The following is a 17,913-nucleotide window of genomic DNA, read 5'->3' as shown; positions in this document are numbered from 1 at the left end:
ACTGACCGATGAAACTTCGTTTCCTGACAGCGTCCGGTGTGGCCGCGGCGCTGCTCGCCCTCGCGGGCTGCGGCGGCTCGTCCGACGGCGACTCCGGCTCCACGGGTCCGGTGGACCTGCGGATGACGATCTGGAGCGCCAACGCCAAGCATCTGGCGCTGTTCGACCAGATCGCCGCCGACTACAAGAAGGACCATCCCGAGGTCGGCAAGATCACCTTCGAGTCGATCCCGTTCGACAGCTACACGACCACGCTGACCACGCAGATCGGCGGCGGCAACGTGCCGGACCTGGCGTGGATCTTCGAGAGCAACGCACCGGACTTCGTCAGCTCGGGAGCGCTGGAGCCGATCGACAAGGACGCCGACCTGCTGCCCAGCACGACGGCCAACTGGGAGAAGGACGGCAAGCTGTACGCGTACCCGTTCTCCACCTCGCCGCTGGGGGTGTTCGTGAACACCGACCTGGTGAAGGCGGCAGGGCGGCCGGCTCCGGCGCAGCAGATCGCGACCGGGACCTGGACCTGGGAGGAGGCCGCCAAGACCGCTGCCGCCGTACAGGCCAGCGGCAAGGGCGGGCTCGTGGTCGGCGACTTCGACTACAAGGGCTGGGACACGCTGAACGCGATCTGGTCCGGCTGGGGCGCGCGGCCGTGGAGCGAGGACGGCAAGACCTGCCAGTTCGACCAGCCGGCGATGGCGGACGCGATGACGTTCGTCCACAAGCTGATCTTCACGGACAAGGGCATGCCCGGTCCGGGCGTGACGAAGGACTTCTACGCCGGCGACTCGGCGATGATCCTGACCCAGATCAGCCGGGCCGCGCTGCTCGAGAAGGCCAAGTTCAAGTGGGACCTCGTACCGCTGCCGAAGGGCCCGTCGGGTGAGTACTCGGTCGTCGGGCAGGCCGGGATCGGTGTGTTCAAACGCGGTAAGCACGCCGACGAGGCGAAGAAGTTCCTGGCGTACTTCAGCAACGCCGAGAACTCTGCCAAGCTCGCGCAGTTCTTCCCGCCGCCGCGCAAGTCGCAGCTGAACGCCGCGACGCTCGCCAAGGCCAACCCGTTGCTCAAGCCGGCACAGCTCGACAGTGTTGTTGTCAAGGGCATCGAGAACGGCACGATCAAGCCGAGCCACACCGGGTACGCCGAGCTGCAGCAGACCGTTCGCGCTGCCCTCGACCCGCTGTGGAAGCCGGACGCGGACGTGAAGACCGTACTGTCCGGCGTCTGCTCGAAGATCAACCCCCTGCTGGCGAAATGACCTTGCTCGTCGACAAGCCGGCGCCACCCCGGGCGCCGGCGGAGCGTGCGCCGTACTGGACGATGCGGCGGCGGGACACCTTGGCCGGCTGGCTGATGGTGCTGCCGCAGCTCGCCGGAATCGTTGCCTTCGTCATCGTTCCGCTCGGGCTCGTGGTCTGGTACAGCGTGCACGAGTGGAACGTGCTGGGCGGCACGTTCGAGTTCGTCGGCGGAGACAATTACGCGGCGCTCGCCTCCGATGCCCGGTTGGGACCGGTGCTCAGGGCAACAGGTCTGTTCTCGGCCGGGCTGGTGGTACTGAACCTCAGCCTGGCGCTGTTCCTCGCCGTTCTGCTGAACCAGAAACTGCGCGGAACGGTCGTTTTCCGGACCCTGTTCTTCTCGCCGGTCGTGGTGACGCTGGTGGCCTGGACGATCGTCTGGGGTTTTCTGCTCCAGGACAACGGCGGAATCAACGGTTTCCTGGATTTCCTCGGCATCGACGGGCCGAACTGGCTGCGCTCCGGCGGTACGGCGATGGCGTCGGTGATCGTCGTCCAGCTGTTCAAGAACGTCGGTCTCAACATGGTGCTGTTCCTCGCCGCGTTGCAGGGCGTTCCGGCGGAGCTGTACGAGGCGGCGCGGATCGACGGAGCGTCCGCGTGGGCCCGTTTCCGCCGGGTGACCGTGCCGCTGATCAGTCCGACGATCCTGCTGACGATGATCCTGACCATCGTCGGCTCGCTGCAGGTGTTCGCGCAGATCGCCGTACTGACCCAAGGCGGGCCCGAGACGTCGACGACCGTCCTGGTCTATTACCTGTACCAGCAGGCGTTCCAGTTCCATCACTTCGGGTACGGTTCGGCGCTGTCCCTTCTGTTGTTCGTCATCGTCCTGGTGCTCACCGTGGTCCAGTGGCGGATGCGTCGTCGATGGGTGTTCCATGAGGCTTAAGTTGCTGATCTACGGCGTACTGCTGGTGTGCTGTGCGCCGTTCGTGTTCCCGATCTGGTGGATGGCGACGACGTCGCTGAAACCGGTGGCCGAGATCTTCGCGTTCCCGCCGTCGTTGCTGCCGGGATCGCCGACGCTGGACGCCTATCGGCAGGTGTTCGAGTTGCAGCCGTTCGGCCGGCAGTACCTGAACAGCCTCTACATCGCGCTGGTCGTCACGCTCGGGACGCTGGCGGTGTCGGCGCTCGCCGGGTACGCGTTCGCACGGGTCAAGTTCCGCGGCGCCGGGATCGTGTTCGTGATCGTGCTCAGTGGACTGCTGGTGCCGAACGAGGTGACGATCATCCCGCTGTACCGGATGTTCGACGCGTTCGGCTTGGTGGACACGCATTGGCCGTTGATCCTGATCCCGATGCTCGGTGCGCCGAGTGTGCTGGCGACGTTCATCATGCGGCAGTTCTTCATCACGCTGCCGACCGAGCTCGAAGAAGCCGGCCGGGTCGACGGGCTGGGCCGCTTCGGCCTCTTCTGGCGCGTGTGCCTCCCGCTGGCCCGCCCCGCCATCGGAGCGGTGTCGATCTTCACCTTCCTGCACAGCTGGAACCTCTACCTCGAGCCGATCGTGTTCCTCTCCTCGAAGCAGAAGTTCACCGTCCCCCAGGCCCTCACCCAGTACGTCGACGCGTACGGCGGACCCATGTGGAACACGCAACTCGCGGCCGCGACCCTCTCCGCACTCCCCGTCCTCATCATCTTCGTCCTGGCCCAACGCCAATTCGTCGAAGGCCTCGCCCAGACCGGTCTGAAGGGCTAGAGATTGTCGACGGCGAGCGGCCACCAGTTGTCGGGCTGGGCGTAGGCGAGGGGGTCCCGGGCGGTCAGGTAGGCGATCAGGAGGTCTTTGTAGTCGGCTTGCAGATCCTCGCTCGCGTCGCGACGGAACGCCTTGAAGCGGCCGATGCGGTAGAGGTAGTCGACGAACGCGCCGAGGGTCGAGTTGACCACTTCGAGTCGCGGCCGGCCGCCATTGAGCTCGGCCAGCACGACCTGGCCGTCGATCGGGTCGAGGTAGTAGCGGAGGCCGGAGTCGGGGTGCGGCGCGCCGAGGGTGACGAGAGTGACCTCGTCACCGTCGAGGGTCGCCCGTACCCCGTCGAACGCCTCCGGTTCGGCGGCGGGTTCCAGGACGAAGCAGCCAACCAGCCTGTCCGGCAGACCGACCTCGAACAGCTCGTCCGCGACGATGCCCGCGGACGCGAACAGCTCCCGGTCCTCGGCATCGAGACAAGTGATGTTGCCCGCCCCGAACAGATCGACAAGCTGCTGCTGATTCGCCATGGGTTCCCTTCCGACGGGGATCGGACGGACATCCTCTCCCCGCCGGAGGTCACTTCAGGCTTGGACCTGGTAGCCGAACTGGGCGGTAAGGCCGGCTGCCGTGGCCGTGTTGGAGATACGGAGCTGGAGTCGGACCGGGGCGTCGGTGCCGTCGATGAGGATGGGAACGGCGAGCTTGGTGGACTGGGTCGTCGTGGTGGCGTCGACAGCGGCTGTGCCGGCTGGGGCGCCGTTGGTTTGCAGACGGAGCTGGCAGGTGCCGGTGGTCAGCGCGCGGGCGACTCGGGTGATGCGGATCGGGCGGCCGTCGACGTACAGGAGGTCGGTGAAGTCGTACACGCCGTCGGTCACCGTGTCGGGGAGCCGGAGGGTGAGCCAGCCGTCGGTCTGCTCGACGCCCTTGTTGCCGGTGAACCTGGCCGCGGCGTAGGCCAGGTACGCGCCGGTCACGTTCCCGGTGAGCTCGTTGCTGGCGGCAAGTACGTCGGTACTGCGGTTGACGATGCCGTACTCCTGCCGGTTCACTCCATCCGCCAGGCCGCCGATCGCGTTGCCGGTGAGCACGATTCGGCTCGCGGTCGACCGGAGGTTGATTCCGGACCCGTTCCGGAACACGATTCCGCCCGAGGTCCACGGCTGGTTCAGCGCGGCGCCGACGAGATCGAACGACGTGGCGTCGACCACCGTGATCGGCCAGGCCGCGTTCAGCCCGGTCGCGCCGCCGACGTCCTGCAGCGTGACGCGGTCGTCGGTCTCCCAGGTGTGCGGGGCCGCGGTCGTGATCCGGACTCCCGCCGCGCTCGGCGCCACGCCGGTGACCTGCTGGGCGAACGACGGATGCGCCATCCGGCCGTTGTTGCCGATCAGGCAGCCGGTGACCGTGATCCGGGTCGACGCGATGTCGATCCCGTGCCGGCCGCAGCCGCGGATGACCGAGTTCGCGAACGTCGCGGTCCCGGTGAACCCGGCCCCGACCCGGACCGCGTCCTCGGCGTTGTCGGCCGAGATGTAGGTGTTGATGAACTGCGCCTGAGCACCCGCCTCCAGCAACACCGGTACGCCGTGGCCGTTCTCGAACCCGCCGCCCTCGAAGTACAGGAACTTCGGCAGGCCCTCGGTCGTGGTGTTCCGCATCCAGATCCCGTGCCGGCCGAACAGGATCGCGGTGGCGATGAACTTGATCGAACCGCCCTGGCCGTCGATCACCACGTTGTCGACCCCCGGGTTCGCCGTACCGGCGGCGACCGCGCACTGGACGAACTCGACCGGATCGGCCCGGGAAACGTTGTTCTGTCCGTTCAGCAGGATCACCTGCTGGCCGGAAAATCCGTTCCAGACACAGTTCCGGAACCGGACCGTGTTCGCGCTCCGCAGGATGACGCCGTTGTAGCCGTCCATGAAACGGCAGTCGGAAAACGAGAGCAGGTAGTTTCCGACACCGTCCGCCTGCTGCGTGCGGATCATCGCGCCACCGGTCAGCCCGGTGCCGTGCATCTGCAGGTCACGGAAACCGCCGCCGTGCACACCGGACAGCACGAACCCGTCGGCCGCGCCGGTGGCCAGCAGGATCTGGGTGCCCGAGGTGAACTCATCGCTCGCGCCGGCGCCCCGGAACACGATCGGAACACGGGTGACGGTGACGGTGTGCTCGAGCCGGATCGTGCCCGGCCCCATCGTGATCGTGCCGCCGGCCGGCAACGCGTTCACGGCGTTCTGCAGCTTGCCCGAGTCGTCCGTCGTACCGGCACCGGTGACGCCGTACCAGGACAGGTCGAGCTCGGTGGTGCGTGGACGTTTCCAGCGGCCGGTCGCCGTACCGGTGACGGCGAAGACCATGCCGTCGTCATCCGCGTCGGTGGCGTCGGCATCCCAGTAGACGACGCCTCCGCCGAGGCCGGGCGTCGCGTATCCGAGCAGGAGGAGTTGTTCGCCGTCCGTCGTACCGGGCGTGGCGCGGAGGTCTGTGACGGTGCTCGCGACGCCGGTCGCCGCAGCCAGGACGGGCTTCTTGCCGGCGGCGTGTGCGGGCTGGGTGGCGACGACGGTTGCGAGTCCGGTGACCCCGAGGACGGACAGGGTACGCCGGCTCAGCCGGGCAGGCGGAGGTGATTCGTCGGAAGGCATGGCGGAACCTTTCTCGAACGGGATGGTGGACTAGCCCTTCACCGCCCCCAGCACGACGCCCTTCGCGAAGTGCTTCTGCAGGAACGGGTAGACCAGGCAGATCGGAACGAGGGAGACGACGAGGATCGCCATCTGCAACGATTGCTGCGGCGGCATCACCTCGCCGGGCAGATCGCCGCCGACCTGCGTGTTGTCGACGACGTACGTGCGCAGCACCAGTTGCAGCGGCCACTTCTCGGGTGAGTTGATGTAGAGGATCGCGTTGAAGTACGCGTTCCAGTAGCCGACCGCGCTGAAGAGTCCGACCACGGCGATCACCGCCTTCGACAGCGGCAGCATCACCCTGGTCAGGATCTGCAGTTCGTTCGCGCCGTCGATCCGGGCGGCGTCGATGATCTCGGCCGGGACGTCGAGGAAGAACGCACGGACGATGATGATCTGGAACGCGCTGGTCAGCCCAGGCAGGATCAACGCCCAGTAGGAGTCGATCAGGCCGAGTTCCTTGATCAGCAGGTAGTTCGGAATGATTCCGGCGCTGAACAGCAAGGTGAACAGGACGATGAACAGCAGCGGACGCTGACCCCACGTCCCTGGCCGGGACAGCGAGTACGCGATCGAAACCACGACCACGATCGACAGCCCGGACCCGACCACGGTGAGCAGGACGGAAACGATCGTTGCGCGGGTGACGACGCCGCCGCGGAAAATCGCTTCGTACGCCGCGAACGACGGATCGTGCGGAAACAGCACATACCCGCCGGAGCTGGTGATCTGCTGCTGATCGGCGAGCGAGGTCGAGACGACGGCGAGGAACGGTACGAGCACGAGCGCGCAGGCGACGACCAGTACGACGCCCTTCAGTCCGCGGACCGGTGTGCTCGGCGGCGCCGTACCGCTGATCAGGTTCACCATTTCGAGTACACCCCCCGCTCACCGAACAGATGCGCGACCTTGTTGGCGCCGAGCACGAGGATCGTGCCGATCAGCCCTTTGACCAGGCCGACGGCGGCCGCCACACCCCAGTTGCCGCCGACGATGCCGCGGTTGTAGACGTAGGTGTCCAGGACCTCGGACGCGTCCAGCCCGACCGGTCCCTGTTGCAGGAAGATCTGCTCGAAGCCGACCGACAGCACGTCGCCGAGGCGCAGGATCAGGAGCAGGACGATCACCGGGCGGATCGCCGGCAGCGTCACGTGCCAGAGCTGCCGCCACCGGCCGCCGCCGTCGACGGCGACCGATTCGTAGAGCTGCGTGTCGACCCGGGACATCGCGGCCAGGAAGATGATCGTGCTCCAGCCGGCGTCCTTCCAGATCACCTGCGAGGTGATCAACGGGATGAAGAGGTCCGGGTTGCCGATGATCGTCAGCAGCGGCAGGTCGTGCGCGCGGGCCCAGGTGTTGTACAGACCCGCGTTGCCGAGCATGTGCTGGAAGATCGCGACGACGATCACCCACGACATGAAGTGCGGCAGGTAGAGGATCGACTGGGCGACGCGCTTCAGACGCTCGCTGAGCAACGAGTTGAGCAGCAGTGCGAGCGCGATCGGAACCGGGAACACCAGCACCAGTTGCACGCAGGAGATCACCAGGGTGTTGACCAGCGCGTTGACGAAGTCCGGGTCGCCGTCGACGACCACCCGGAAGTTGTCCAGGCCCACCCACGGCGCCTCGGTGATGCCCAGGTACGGCGCGTAGTCCTTGAAGGCGATCACGTTTCCGAGCAGCGGAACGTAGTGGAACAGGATCAGCAGGGTGATCCCGGGCAGCCCGATCAGCAGCAGGAACCGGTCCCGGCGGAACCGCTGCCGGCCGGACAGCGTTTTCTGGTTCGGCGCCTGCTGGTTCCGCGGAGCCGTTTTCCGTTGCAGCACGAGCGTCACTGGTTGGAGTACTCGTCGCGGATCTTGTCGCCGCCGCGCCGCTTCCAGTTCGCGACGGCGTCGTCCCAGCTGCTGATCGGTTTCCGGCCCGAGACGATGTCGAGCTCGGCCGCATTGATCAATTTGTCCAGCTCGTCGGCCTTGCTGATCGCGGTGGCCGAGTACAGTCCGGCGCCGGGGTTCGCGAGCAGGTTCGGGACGATCTTCTCCTGGTACGCGCGTTGTGTGCGGACCCGTTGCTCGTTGGACGGGCCGAGGACGTGCGGCGCGTCGGCGACGTACTCGAGCGGCAGGCTCACCTGGGTCTTGCCCGCGGACGTGCGCTCGGGTTTGTCGCCCTTCCAGGTGTAGTGGATGCCCTCGACGCCGAACCGGCGGAACATGTACTCGCTGGTGCCGAGCGGCGCGGCCAGCCAGTCGCAGATCCGGAGCAGCTGCTTGACCCGGTCGTCGCCGGCCTTCTTGAACGCTGTCAGGGCGAAGATCGCGGCCCCTTCGCGCTGCACCGGCTTCCCGCCGTCGTACGCCGGAACGGGCATGCCGCCGACGTCGACGCCGTACGTGTCGGCCATCAGGTCCCAGGCGGCGTACCCGTCGGCGTTGAGTGCGATCGTGCCGTTGCCGAACAGGTCGCGCAGCTGGAGTTTCCCGCCCAGCGCGTCCGGGTGGAAAACGCCGACCTTCACCAGCTCGGCGGTGCGTGCGACCGCCTCTTTCCGTTCCGGAACCTCCAGTTCGGAAACGAACTTTCCGCCGTCCTCCTTCCAGACGTTGGGTACGCCGAGCATGTTGCCGATGAACGTGGTGACGCCCTTCGAGGCACCGAACGCCCACTTGTTGGCCTTCGCGTCGGTCAGGCCCTTCGCGGTCTCGACGAAGTCCGCGTAACTGGCCGGCTCCGGGTTCAGCGACCGTGCCTCGAGCAGGTCGGCGCGGCTGAACATGATGGTCCCGATCACCGACCGCGCGATCGGGATCGCGTGGATGCCGCCCTTGTACATCGTCGGCAGCCAGGAGTCGGTCGGCAGGTTGGCCAGGAACTGGTAGTCCTTGATCGCCGCACCGGACAGGTGCGCGGTCAGGTCCGCACAGAGTTTGGTGAGCATCTCGCCGCGGTTGGGGAACTTCGACGCGATCATCAGGATGTCCGGCAGATCACCGCCGGCGATCACCGTCGACAGCTTGCTCACATAGTCCGCGGCCGGCGTCATCGTGATGTCGAGGTTCGCGCCGACCCGGTCGTTCAGCGCCTTCCAGTAGGTGTTGCTGCCGGCACCGGGCGGCGCCGGGTTGAACATGTTGGTGAGGATCTTGACGTCGCCCGCCCCGGCACCGGGCTTGTCCTGGTAGCCGTCGACCAGCTGGCGCGGATACTTGAAGAAGCCCGGCATCACGCCGTCCGCGGTACCCGGCAGGTCCGGCTTCACCGACCCGTACGCCACGTACTCCGGTGGCGTGGCCTTCGCGGCCGCCTTCGCCGCGGTCCCCGAGCCGTCGGACCCGCCGCAGCCCGCCAGGACCGTGCCAGAGGTTGCTGCGAGCAACGAAACGCCGCCGGTCAGTTTGAGGAAGTCCCGCCTGTTGGACTGCATGAGCGTCTCCTAGTTGTGCAGCTCGGGCAGCGACAGGATGCTGCCGTGCTCGGTGAGGGCGGCGGCGAGCGCCGGGTATTCGTAGTCCTGAACGGCCTGGCCGGTCCGCAGCGACTGGGCCAGCAACTCTCCCGCGGCCTCGCCGAGCATCCCGTAGTTCGGCTCCATCCGGGCCGACAGGTAGCCGACATGACTGGCCGAGAAGCAGATCGGTACGACGAGGTTCCCGATCCCGCCGCGGGCCGGGAACAGCACCTCGGCCGGCAACTGGTAGAGGTCGACCGGGCCGTTCTTCTCGGTTCCGGTGACGGTTCCCTCGCCGACGATCGTGTCGTCGCCGTCCGCGTAGTACTGGACGATGTGGCAGTCGATGCCGTAGTTCCAGCAGCAGACAGCGGTTTCCTTGGTATTGCCGGGCCGCCGCAGGTCGTGCTGGGTGAGCACGGTCTGCCCGATCATCCGGCGCGCCTCACGGATGTAGAGGGCGTGCGGAAACCCTGGTCCGCAAGGGCTGTCGGAAAACTCGTCCGGCGGCAGTCCGAACGTTCCGGCGTCCTTTCGGAAACTCTCCGGAAGCGACGGATCGTTCGCCAGCCAGTACAGCATTCCGCGGTGCCAGCGGAGATGCTCGGCGATCACTTCGTCACGCCGCTGCCAGGTGCCGTCCGGGTAGTCCCACGACGCACCCGGAAGGTCGAACCCGATGAACAGCGCCTGGTTGGTCTGGTACTTGTCGTTCGGCAGCAGCGCCGTGTGCGTGACGATCGACGAGAGACCGGCGACGCCGCGCTGCTCGAGCAACTGCCCGAGGTAGGTGTAAAGCTTCGGGTCGTAGTCATCCGGCTTCTCGAACGGCATCCGGTCCGGGCCCTTGTCCAGTACGCCGCGGAAGTTGTACGCCTGCACCTTGGCGTCACCGTCCCCCGGCGCTTCCGTCGGCACGGGCTTCACCGGGTAGAACGTGTTCGGCCGGAATGCCTGCCGCCGGTACGCCCGGTCCGGCAGGAACCCGCCGAGCGGCTCGTCGTACCGGCTGGCCGGCTCGCGACCGACGGCGTACGGGACGCCCGCCGCCGCCAGGAGGTCACCCTCGTACGACGCGTCCACGAACGCCCGTGCCCGCCGCCAGCCCTGGCTGGTCCGCACTGCCTGGATCCGATCACCGCGGACCTCCACGTCAGCAGCCCCGTGGATCCGTTCGTTGAGCAGTACGTCGGCCTCCGCCTCGTCCAGGAGCTGCCGCGCCACGCGTTCGGCGACCTTGGGCTCGAAGCGGTACCGGGGTCCATCGGCCCGCTCGTCGGCGCCGTACTCGGCTGCGATCCCGCCGAAGAACCGGCTCCGGGTCCAGCCGGCCAGCGCGGAAAGCGTGTTCGGAGTGTCGCTCTTGACCAGACCGCCCGCGACGATGCCACCGACGTGGCCGGTCGGTTCCAGGACCAGACAGCGGTACCCCCTGGCCCGCAGGCGAAGCGCGGCCATGATCCCGGCGAGGGAGGCACCGTAGACGATCACGTCGTACTCGTCCGAAGACATGATCAGCTCACCTTCGCTCGGCGCTCGGGCGCGGCGTGCAGCGGCGTCGGGTTCGCTGCCTGCGACGGACGGGTGCGGGCGATGTCGTCCGGCCACTTCACCGGAATCCCCAGTGTTGCGGTGAGTGTCCGCTGCAGATCCTCGGTCAGCTGTGCCGAGTCCGCGACCGCGTGCGGCTCGGTCGCGTTAGCCAGGCAGTGCGCCGCCAGGGCGCCGACGGCCTCGCCGATACTCCACTCGACCGGATGCAGCCGATAGCAGCCGTTCGTCAGGTGCGTGGTGCCGATGTTCTTGTTCGCCGGCAACAGATTCCGCATCCGTTGCGGGATCAGGGCGCCGAGCGGAATCTGGAACGGAAACACCTCGAGATTCACGTAGTTGATTCCGGCCGTACTCGGGTGCAGGTCGATGTTGTAGTGCCCGACCCCGACACCGTCCCGGAAGAACTCCGCACCGGCGTCAGCGCCACGGTCGGCGACGGCCACGTGCTGCTCGAGGACGGTGAACCGCGCACGGATCCGCCGGGACTCCCGGATGTACGCCGACTTCGCGAGGCCGTCCGCCGTACCCGTGAGATCCGGGCGGAGCTTGAGGCCCGGGTAGCCGGTCCCGCCGTCGTGGCGGGGCGCCTCGGTCTGCATCCAGTGCAGGTACGACAGCGAGAGCTCGCGGCAGCGCTGCAGAGCACGGTCCTGGTCGGTGCCGGGACCGACCAGCGCGGCCTCCCAGTAGTCGACGTTCGGCCAGTTCACGAGCGAGATGTCGGTGTCGATCAGCGACCGGTCGAACTGGCTGCGGGCGCGGATCCGGCGGAAATGCCACAGATCCGCCGCGTGCGGGAGGTCCTGGTCGACCTCGAAGATCCGGTTCTCCCGGCCGCCCATCGTCTTGATGTCGATCTTCACCCAGGACAGCTGCGGGCCGGGCCAGAACGGATCCACATGGGTCTTCCAGTGGTCGTACGACGCCGGCCGCTCGATCGTGTGGTCCTCGCCGGGCCGGTACTCGAGCGGGAAACACCAGGTGATCGCCTGCTGGTCGAGTGGATCCGCGACGTCCGCTGCGAACTGCTCGCCGGTCTCGCTCTGCGCCTCGGCGCCGAGAACGTGATCGACACCGGCCAGCTCGAGCAGATCGCCGAGCTCGGTCGCGTCGACGATCAGCGGTGCGGTCACCGTGAGGCGGCCGTCACCTCCGCGCAACGTCACGGAGGTGACGTGGTCGCCGTCCGTCGTCGCGGCAGTGGGAACGTGGTTGTAGAGGACCGTGATCCGGCCGGCCGAGACGTACGGCGCCAGCAGTTCGTCGATCACGGCGACCGCGACGCGCGGCTCGTGACAGAGCCTGCTGACGTTGCCGAGACCCGGGTTCAACGCGGGCTCCGCGTACGCCTCGGCGGTCAGCGGGTAGTTCCGCCGGTAGTAGTCCCGGATCCGGGTCCGCAGCTCGCGGTAGCCGGACGAGATGTGCCGGCTCTCGATCCACGGGTGCTCGTCGGACGGCACCGCCTGCGCGGTCAACTGTCCGCCGAGCCAGTCGGTCTCTTCGGTCAGCAGCACCTGGCACCCGAGCTTGGCTGCGGTCAGGGCCGCGGCCACACCACCCAGGCCACCGCCCACCACCAGCAGTCCGGCGCTCAGCTCTCGATCGGTCACAACCATCCTCATATCTGCTAATAGATCAGCAAAATCTTGTTACCCCGAGTTGCGCATCACCGTACGCTCGTTCCGTCTACCGCTGTCAATAGCTTGTTGCGAGCCGGTTTCGAGCCGATGAAGTATTTGCTGATTATTAGCAACCAAGCTGATACAACAGTCCGCATGAGGCTCGCACTCGAAGGTCTGCAGTACCACCGCACGGCGCCGGCGGCCGAGCCCGCGGGACCGACCGACGCCGATGTCGTCGTCTACGGCGCGACCTCCGGTGGCGTCACCGCGGCCGTCCGGGCGGCCCGCTCCGGGCTGCGCGTCGTCCTGCTCGCGTTCGACGACCGGGTCGGTGGCATGACCGCGTCCGGCCTCGGTGAGACGGACGTCGGCGACGCGCAGACGATCGGCGGACTGGCGCGGGAGTTCTATTCCGACGTCGCGGCCGCGTACCACGCGCCGGATCCGCACTGGAAGGTCGAGGCGCACGTGGCCGAGGAGATCTTCCTGCGCCGGCTGGCCGATGCGGGCGTCGTACTCCATCGGCGCCGGCACCTGCTCGACGTGACCAAGACCGGCAACCGGATCACCGAACTCCGCACCGACGACGGATCCAGCTACCGCGGCCAGGTGTACGTCGACGCGTCGTACGAGGGTGATCTCCTGGCTGCGGCGGGTGTCTCGTACACGGTCGGGCGCGAGTCGTCCGGGGTGTACGGCGAATCGATCGCCGGTGTGCAGCACAGCATCAACCACCAGTTCGAGCGGCCGGTCGACCCGTACGTCGTCCCCGGGCAGCCGTCCAGCGGGCTCTTGCCCGGCATTTCCGCGGAGCCGTACGGAGCGATCGGATCCGGCGACCGGCACGTGCAGGCGTACAACTTCCGGTTGCACGTCACCAACGGCCCGCACCGGATTCCGTTCCCCCGGCCGGATGGGTACGACGCCTCGCGGTACGAGCTGCTGCGCCGGTACCTCGAGGCCGGGATCTACGAGCTGTACGGCCGGACCACGCGGGTGCATGGCAGGGTGTTCGACATGAACAACCACGGCGCGTTCTCCTCCGACCACATCGGGGCGAGCGACGAGTGGCCGGAGGCCGGCTATCCGCGCCGGGAGGAGATCTTCCAGGACCACGTCCGCTACCAGGCCGGGCTGCTGTACTACCTGTCGACCTCGGCGGACGTACCTGCCGACGTACGTGCGGCGACCAGGGCGTTCGGGCTCGCGCCGGGCGAGTTCCGGAAAACGTCGTACTGGCCGCACCAGCTGTACGTCCGGGAAGGCCGGCGGATGGTCGCGGAACATGTCGTGACCGAACACGAGGCGACCGGACGGACCGTCGTACCGGACCCGATCGCGGTGGCGTCGTACGTGATGGACTCACACAACGCGCGGCGCGTGCTGGTCGACGGAAATCCGCGGAACGAGGGGAATGTCCAGGTTCCGCTGGTCCGCCCGTTCGGAATTTCGTTCCGGTCGATCGTTCCGCGGATTTCCGAGTGTGCGAACCTGCTGGTCGCGGCGGCGGTGTCGGCGTCGCACGTGGCGTTCGCGTCGGTGCGGATGGAGCCAGTGTTCATGACGGTCGGCGAAGCTGCCGGTTGTGCTGCGTCGCTCGCGGTGTCGGCGCGGATCGCCGTACAGGATGTGGAGTACGACGTACTGCGCCGCGACCTGACCGGAGCGGGTGGCATCGTGGGATGGCCCAGAGGGGAGGCGGCATGAAGAAGACGGTTTCGCGGCAGGCGGATGTGGCGAAGGCGGCCGGGGTCTCGCAGTCGACCGTCTCGATGGTGATGAACGGTACGGCGGACCTCGGGCGCATCTCGGCCGGTACGCAGCGCCGGGTGCTGGACGCGGCCCGGCGGCTGCAGTACGCGCCGGCCGGGCAGCGACGGGCGGTCGCGCGAACCACACCGCACCTGCTCGGTGTGCACACGTTCGAGCCGATCTTCCCGACGAGTTCCCGGGACTACTACTTCGAGTTCCTGCGCGGTATCGAGGAACAGGCCGCGGCCGAGGGATGCAACCTGGTGCTGTTCACGGCGGCCCCCGACGAGTCCGGCGTACGGCGGATCTTCGCCGACGACACCAACGGGCTCCGGCAGGCGTCCGGCAGCCTGCTGCTCGGTCACCACGCGGACCGTGACGACCTGGCCCGGTTGGCGTACGAGGGCTATCCGTTCGTGTACGTCGGTCATCGCGAGGTGCCCGGAGCGTCGATCAGCTACGTCGGCGGCGACTACAAGACGGCGACCGGCGAGATCGTCGACGACCTGGTCGCGCTCGGCCACCGAACGTTCGCGTACCTCGGCGAGCAGTCGCGCGACGAGCCGCAGGAGGACCGGTGGACGGGATTCGCCGGGGCGCTGCAGCGCTACGACCTGCCGGTGCCGTCACCGGTCTTCGAGCCACCGTCGGGGTTGACGACTGGCTGGCTGGACCGGGCACTGGCGGCCGGGACGACCGCGATCCTGGTCGAGTCCGTCAATCTGCTGCGAGTCCTCGCGGCGATGCTGAACCTCCGCGGGCTCTCGGTGCCCGGCGATCTGTCCGTCGTACTGCTGGTGGACGACGAGACCGAGGTCGGCTCCTTGCCGTGGGCAATGCTGCGGGTGCCGCGGAACGCGATGGGGCGCCGCGCGGTCCGGCTGCTCACGAGTCTGCTGACCGAGCCGGACGGCGACTACGAGCGGCAGATCCTGCTTCCGTGCGAACACACCCTGGAAGCGACGGTCGGGCCGTCGCCTCGTTGAGCGGTGGTGGAAAATGGTGCTGTGAGCTTTCATGCTGCTGCCTTCATCGCCACCAGCCTCGACGGGTACATCGCGCGCGCCGACGGGTCCATCGACTGGCTCACGAGCCGGGCCGAGCATGCCGGCGAGACCGGGTACGACGAGTTCCTGGCGTCGGTGGACACCGTCGTACTGGGGCGCAACACCTACCAACTGGCGCTGACATTCGACAGCTGGCCGTACGAAGGCAAGCAGGTCGAGGTCCTGAGCACCACCCTCGACCCCGAAACCGACGACCGCATCCTCGTCCACCGCACCCTGGACGCCCTGATCGAAACCCTCAACGACCGCGGCGCCCAACGCATCTACACCGACGGCGCCGCCACCATCCAAACCTTCCTGGCAGCCGGCCTCCTCAACGAACTAACCATCACCACAGCCCCCGTCCTCCTAGGCACCGGCATCCCCCTCTTCGGCCCGGTGGACGCCGACATCCCGCTGACCCACAACGCCACCCGCACCCTGAAGGCCGGCTTCACCCAGTCCGACTACACAGTCACCCGCTGACCCGCCTTGCGAAAGTAGGACGCGGGTACGAGGGCTGCTGCTTGTTCCGGTGAGGGTTGTGCTCAGCGCGGCGGCAGCTTGACGACGACCGTCCCGGCGACCCGGTCGTGCCAGCCTCGGTTGCGGCCGGTCTTGTCCCAGAACGGAGTGGCGTAAATGACTGCGGCTCCGATGAACAGGCAGGGTCCCCAGCCGAGGAACTGGATCAACCAGCGCAGGAGCGCCTCCCGCCAGCCGATCGGCCGCCCGTCGTCGTCCCGGACCACCCTCAGCCGCACCAGCCGTTTCCCCAGCGTGCATCCCCAGATCGCGGTGAGTACGACCTCGCAGATCGCAGCCGCCAGATAGTCGCCACCGAGCCACAACACGTAGGCCACGTCCGGCTCCGCGCTGCTGGTTTCCGTTGTAGAGCTGGGCGTGAGCAGCACGAACGGAATCAGGTAGAGGCTCAAATCGACGAATCGGGCGAGTAGCCGGTCACCCATACCTGCAATCACCGGCTGCCTTGCCGCCCGATCTCGTTCGCGCGCGGCAGCTTCCAGCTCGGCCTTGGCGGATGCGATGAGGCTGTCTGTCTCTCGATCCCTCGGAACGAGTTCGTCGAGCTGTGCGGCCACGCTGAGAACCGCGGCCCATTCGCCCGCGGCGTGCAGACGCCGCAGCTCGGCGATCAGAACGGCTTGGTGCTGCCGGGAATGCGCGAACTGCAAGCGTTCGACGGTCGTCGGACTGTTCTCGCCGGCCGCGATCAAACGATCGAGTACGGCGATGGCGTCATCCCAGCGCGACTCGCCCATCGCGGCCGCAACTGCGTTATGCCACTCGGCAAACTGCCGCTGACGCTGCTCATCAGGGTCGGGAGGTGGGGGTTCGGCGAAGATCTGGCCGTCGGGCGCTCGGAGGTAGATGACAGGGGTGGCCCACTCGACGTCGTTGTCCGCGGCGAAGATCGCCTTCCTGGCTTCGACCACGGCCACGTCGGCCGGCAGCAGGTCGGCGACGGCCTCGTAGAAGGACTGGCTGAACACCACGGCCGCCGGATCTGAGATCTCGAACTGCATGGCGATCACCGCCGGTACGCCCTGCCGAACCAGCGCTTGCGCCACGCCGCCGAACGGATCGTCGACGGAACTGCGTGCGCCCTCGCAGGCGTTGAGGACGACCAGTCGTAACGACCGTTGCCCGCGGAGCATTGTTCCCAGGGCACGACCGGTGACGATGCGGGCCCGCCCGCTCTCGTCCTCGAGTACGAGCGCGCCGTCGTCGGCGTCCTCGTCGTACAAGCCATGACCGACGAAGTGCAGGACGTGATAGTCCTGTTGCCGCAACGGACGCTGCAGCGCCGAGAGCGAGCCGACAGGCAAGCGGTCCAGCTGGACCATCCCGCGGGCGATCAGGTGGCTGAGCGAGGTTTGGAGCTTGTCCCACTCTTCCTCGTTCTGCAGTCCTGGTACGTCGCTGGGTGCGGAAATCATCGCCAAGATCCGCAACGGCGGGCGGACCGGGAACGGTTGAACCGGTTTGGGCATCGCGACGTACCGGACCAGCGGGGTGTCCGGGGACAGGCAGAGAAAACCGTAGTCACGGTCGTACAGGAACTCCCACGGGATGTTCTCCAGCGGGGCCGCTAGACGAAGCCGCAGGCGGAGGCCAGAGTCCTCATCCTCGGCGGCGGTGAGGCTGCGCTCCAGGCAACTGCGGATGCTGCCCGTGAAGACTGCCTGGAACAGCCGACCGCCGAAGTCCTCGAGCAGCCGCTGCTCGACCGATTCGAGCCGCCGTACCCGTCGGCGCGTCGAGCTCACTGATCCGGTGATCTTCAGAATCAGGATCTCGAGGTCCTGCTCGGAGAACGGAAGCACAAAGCTGCCCTCTGTCTCACCAGCCGGTGAGGCCACCACCCTTGCCAGGTAGCCGTCGCCCTGAGCCTCGATCGCCAGGTCGAAATTCCGCAGCGTTCGCATGGTTCAAGCCGTTGAACTTCGCCACGTCACGGTGATCTTGAAGTTGGCCTGCGCCGCGGCCGACGCGATGAACGCCCCGGTCTGCGCACTGAGCTGCAACCCGAACTCGATCCCGACCTCTTCAGGTGCGTCGTCCATCGCCCGCAACCGAGCAATCAGACTGCGCGCCGCAGGCGCCACGACCGATGTCGCATCCTCGAACGTCCGATCCGCCTCCTCGATCAGCGCCGCCCGATCCTTCCCGATCCCCCGCATCACCGGCCCGCCGTCATCCACCTCGACCAGCACAGTCCCACCATCACCCAACGGAAACTCCGCAAGCCGTCGCATC

General features: G+C 67.3%; 15 protein-coding genes. 6 read left to right on the top strand and 9 right to left on the bottom strand.

Going from position 1 to position 17,913, the window contains the following annotated elements; translation table 11 throughout:
• The first annotated feature begins 8 nt into the window (after positions 1-8).
• From E0H92_RS06045 to E0H92_RS06035, 3 genes are read left to right on the top strand one after another with little or no spacing between them, the layout of a single operon-like run.
• Entirely contained in the window at positions 9-1,262 is a 1,254-nt protein-coding gene (locus E0H92_RS06045) for an ABC transporter substrate-binding protein (RefSeq protein WP_131495623.1), read from the top strand.
• Positions 1,259-2,197 carry a carbohydrate ABC transporter permease gene (locus E0H92_RS06040; protein WP_131468928.1) on the top strand — a complete coding sequence of 313 codons (939 nt, stop codon included), beginning with the start codon at positions 1,259-1,261 and terminating at the stop codon, positions 2,195-2,197. The genes E0H92_RS06045 and E0H92_RS06040 overlap by 4 nt, the downstream gene beginning before the upstream one ends.
• Positions 2,187-3,011, top strand: coding sequence for a carbohydrate ABC transporter permease (locus E0H92_RS06035; protein ID WP_131495622.1), 825 nt, complete (start codon positions 2,187-2,189; stop codon positions 3,009-3,011). The genes E0H92_RS06040 and E0H92_RS06035 overlap by 11 nt, the downstream gene beginning before the upstream one ends.
• On the opposite strand, the gene E0H92_RS06030 is transcribed toward E0H92_RS06035, so the two are convergent.
• From E0H92_RS06030 to E0H92_RS06000, 7 genes are read right to left on the bottom strand one after another with little or no spacing between them, the layout of a single operon-like run.
• Entirely contained in the window at positions 3,008-3,535 is a 528-nt protein-coding gene (locus E0H92_RS06030; RefSeq protein WP_131495621.1) for an SUKH-4 family immunity protein, read from the bottom strand. The two genes, E0H92_RS06035 and E0H92_RS06030, sit on opposite strands and share 4 nt — an antisense overlap.
• A gap of 54 nt (positions 3,536-3,589) precedes the next feature.
• Complete coding sequence (locus E0H92_RS06025; protein WP_131495620.1) at positions 3,590-5,659, bottom strand: right-handed parallel beta-helix repeat-containing protein; 2,070 nt, start codon at positions 5,657-5,659, stop codon at positions 3,590-3,592.
• A gap of 30 nt (positions 5,660-5,689) precedes the next feature.
• Positions 5,690-6,571 (bottom strand): carbohydrate ABC transporter permease, encoded by an 882-nt coding sequence (locus tag E0H92_RS06020; protein WP_131468921.1) that lies wholly within the window; start codon positions 6,569-6,571, stop codon positions 5,690-5,692.
• On the bottom strand, positions 6,565-7,530 hold the full coding sequence (locus tag E0H92_RS06015; protein ID WP_238173326.1) for an ABC transporter permease: 966 nt from the start codon (positions 7,528-7,530) through the stop codon (positions 6,565-6,567). The genes E0H92_RS06020 and E0H92_RS06015 overlap by 7 nt, the downstream gene beginning before the upstream one ends.
• Positions 7,531-7,535: 5 nt before the next feature.
• The gene (locus E0H92_RS06010; protein WP_131495619.1) at positions 7,536-9,131 is read right to left on the bottom strand and encodes an extracellular solute-binding protein; all 1,596 of its coding nucleotides are present in this window, start codon (positions 9,129-9,131) and stop codon (positions 7,536-7,538) included.
• A gap of 9 nt (positions 9,132-9,140) precedes the next feature.
• The gene (locus E0H92_RS06005; RefSeq protein WP_131468917.1) at positions 9,141-10,667 is read right to left on the bottom strand and encodes an FAD-dependent oxidoreductase; all 1,527 of its coding nucleotides are present in this window, start codon (positions 10,665-10,667) and stop codon (positions 9,141-9,143) included.
• 2 nt (positions 10,668-10,669) lie between these two features.
• Entirely contained in the window at positions 10,670-12,322 is a 1,653-nt protein-coding gene (locus E0H92_RS06000) for an FAD-dependent oxidoreductase (RefSeq protein ID WP_202873525.1), read from the bottom strand.
• A gap of 165 nt (positions 12,323-12,487) precedes the next feature.
• Here E0H92_RS06000 and E0H92_RS05995 point away from each other — a divergent pair, with 165 nt between their 5' ends.
• The 3 genes from E0H92_RS05995 to E0H92_RS05985 are packed head-to-tail and all read left to right on the top strand — an operon-like array spanning position 12,488 to position 15,618.
• Positions 12,488-14,041 (top strand): FAD-dependent oxidoreductase, encoded by a 1,554-nt coding sequence (locus E0H92_RS05995; RefSeq protein WP_165549704.1) that lies wholly within the window; start codon positions 12,488-12,490, stop codon positions 14,039-14,041.
• On the top strand, positions 14,038-15,072 hold the full coding sequence (locus tag E0H92_RS05990) for a LacI family DNA-binding transcriptional regulator (protein WP_165549703.1): 1,035 nt from the start codon (positions 14,038-14,040) through the stop codon (positions 15,070-15,072). The genes E0H92_RS05995 and E0H92_RS05990 overlap by 4 nt, the downstream gene beginning before the upstream one ends.
• 21 nt (positions 15,073-15,093) lie before the next feature.
• Positions 15,094-15,618 (top strand): dihydrofolate reductase family protein, encoded by a 525-nt coding sequence (locus tag E0H92_RS05985; protein ID WP_131495617.1) that lies wholly within the window; start codon positions 15,094-15,096, stop codon positions 15,616-15,618.
• A gap of 62 nt (positions 15,619-15,680) precedes the next feature.
• Here E0H92_RS05985 and E0H92_RS05980 read toward each other — a convergent pair whose 3' ends face one another.
• Together E0H92_RS05980 and E0H92_RS05975 are read right to left on the bottom strand one after the other, a co-directional pair.
• On the bottom strand, positions 15,681-17,582 hold the full coding sequence (locus tag E0H92_RS05980) for a CHAT domain-containing protein (protein WP_131495616.1): 1,902 nt from the start codon (positions 17,580-17,582) through the stop codon (positions 15,681-15,683).
• Between the two features lie 3 nt (positions 17,583-17,585).
• On the bottom strand, positions 17,586-17,912 hold the full coding sequence (locus E0H92_RS05975; protein WP_131495615.1) for a CU044_2847 family protein: 327 nt from the start codon (positions 17,910-17,912) through the stop codon (positions 17,586-17,588).
• Position 17,913: the final 1 nt, after the last annotated feature.

Source organism: Kribbella speibonae (genome assembly GCF_004331375.1).
Classification (GTDB): Bacteria; Actinomycetota; Actinomycetes; order Propionibacteriales; family Kribbellaceae; genus Kribbella; species Kribbella sindirgiensis.
This window is presented reverse-complemented; position numbering and strand designations above follow the sequence as displayed.

Coding starts and splice junctions, on each gene's coding strand:
- E0H92_RS06045 (WP_131495623.1), top strand. CDS start 9: ATGAAACTTCGTTTCCTGACAGCGTCCGGTGTGGCCGCGGCGCTGCTC.
- E0H92_RS06040 (WP_131468928.1), top strand. CDS start 1,259: ATGACCTTGCTCGTCGACAAGCCGGCGCCACCCCGGGCGCCGGCGGAG.
- E0H92_RS06035 (WP_131495622.1), top strand. CDS start 2,187: ATGAGGCTTAAGTTGCTGATCTACGGCGTACTGCTGGTGTGCTGTGCG.
- E0H92_RS06030 (WP_131495621.1), bottom strand. CDS start 3,535: ATGGCGAATCAGCAGCAGCTTGTCGATCTGTTCGGGGCGGGCAACATC.
- E0H92_RS06025 (WP_131495620.1), bottom strand. CDS start 5,659: ATGCCTTCCGACGAATCACCTCCGCCTGCCCGGCTGAGCCGGCGTACC.
- E0H92_RS06020 (WP_131468921.1), bottom strand. CDS start 6,571: ATGGTGAACCTGATCAGCGGTACGGCGCCGCCGAGCACACCGGTCCGC.
- E0H92_RS06010 (WP_131495619.1), bottom strand. CDS start 9,131: ATGCAGTCCAACAGGCGGGACTTCCTCAAACTGACCGGCGGCGTTTCG.
- E0H92_RS06005 (WP_131468917.1), bottom strand. CDS start 10,667: ATGTCTTCGGACGAGTACGACGTGATCGTCTACGGTGCCTCCCTCGCC.
- E0H92_RS05995 (WP_165549704.1), top strand. CDS start 12,488: ATGAGGCTCGCACTCGAAGGTCTGCAGTACCACCGCACGGCGCCGGCG.
- E0H92_RS05990 (WP_165549703.1), top strand. CDS start 14,038: ATGAAGAAGACGGTTTCGCGGCAGGCGGATGTGGCGAAGGCGGCCGGG.
- E0H92_RS05980 (WP_131495616.1), bottom strand. CDS start 17,582: ATGCGAACGCTGCGGAATTTCGACCTGGCGATCGAGGCTCAGGGCGAC.
- E0H92_RS05975 (WP_131495615.1), bottom strand. CDS start 17,912: ATGCGACGGCTTGCGGAGTTTCCGTTGGGTGATGGTGGGACTGTGCTG.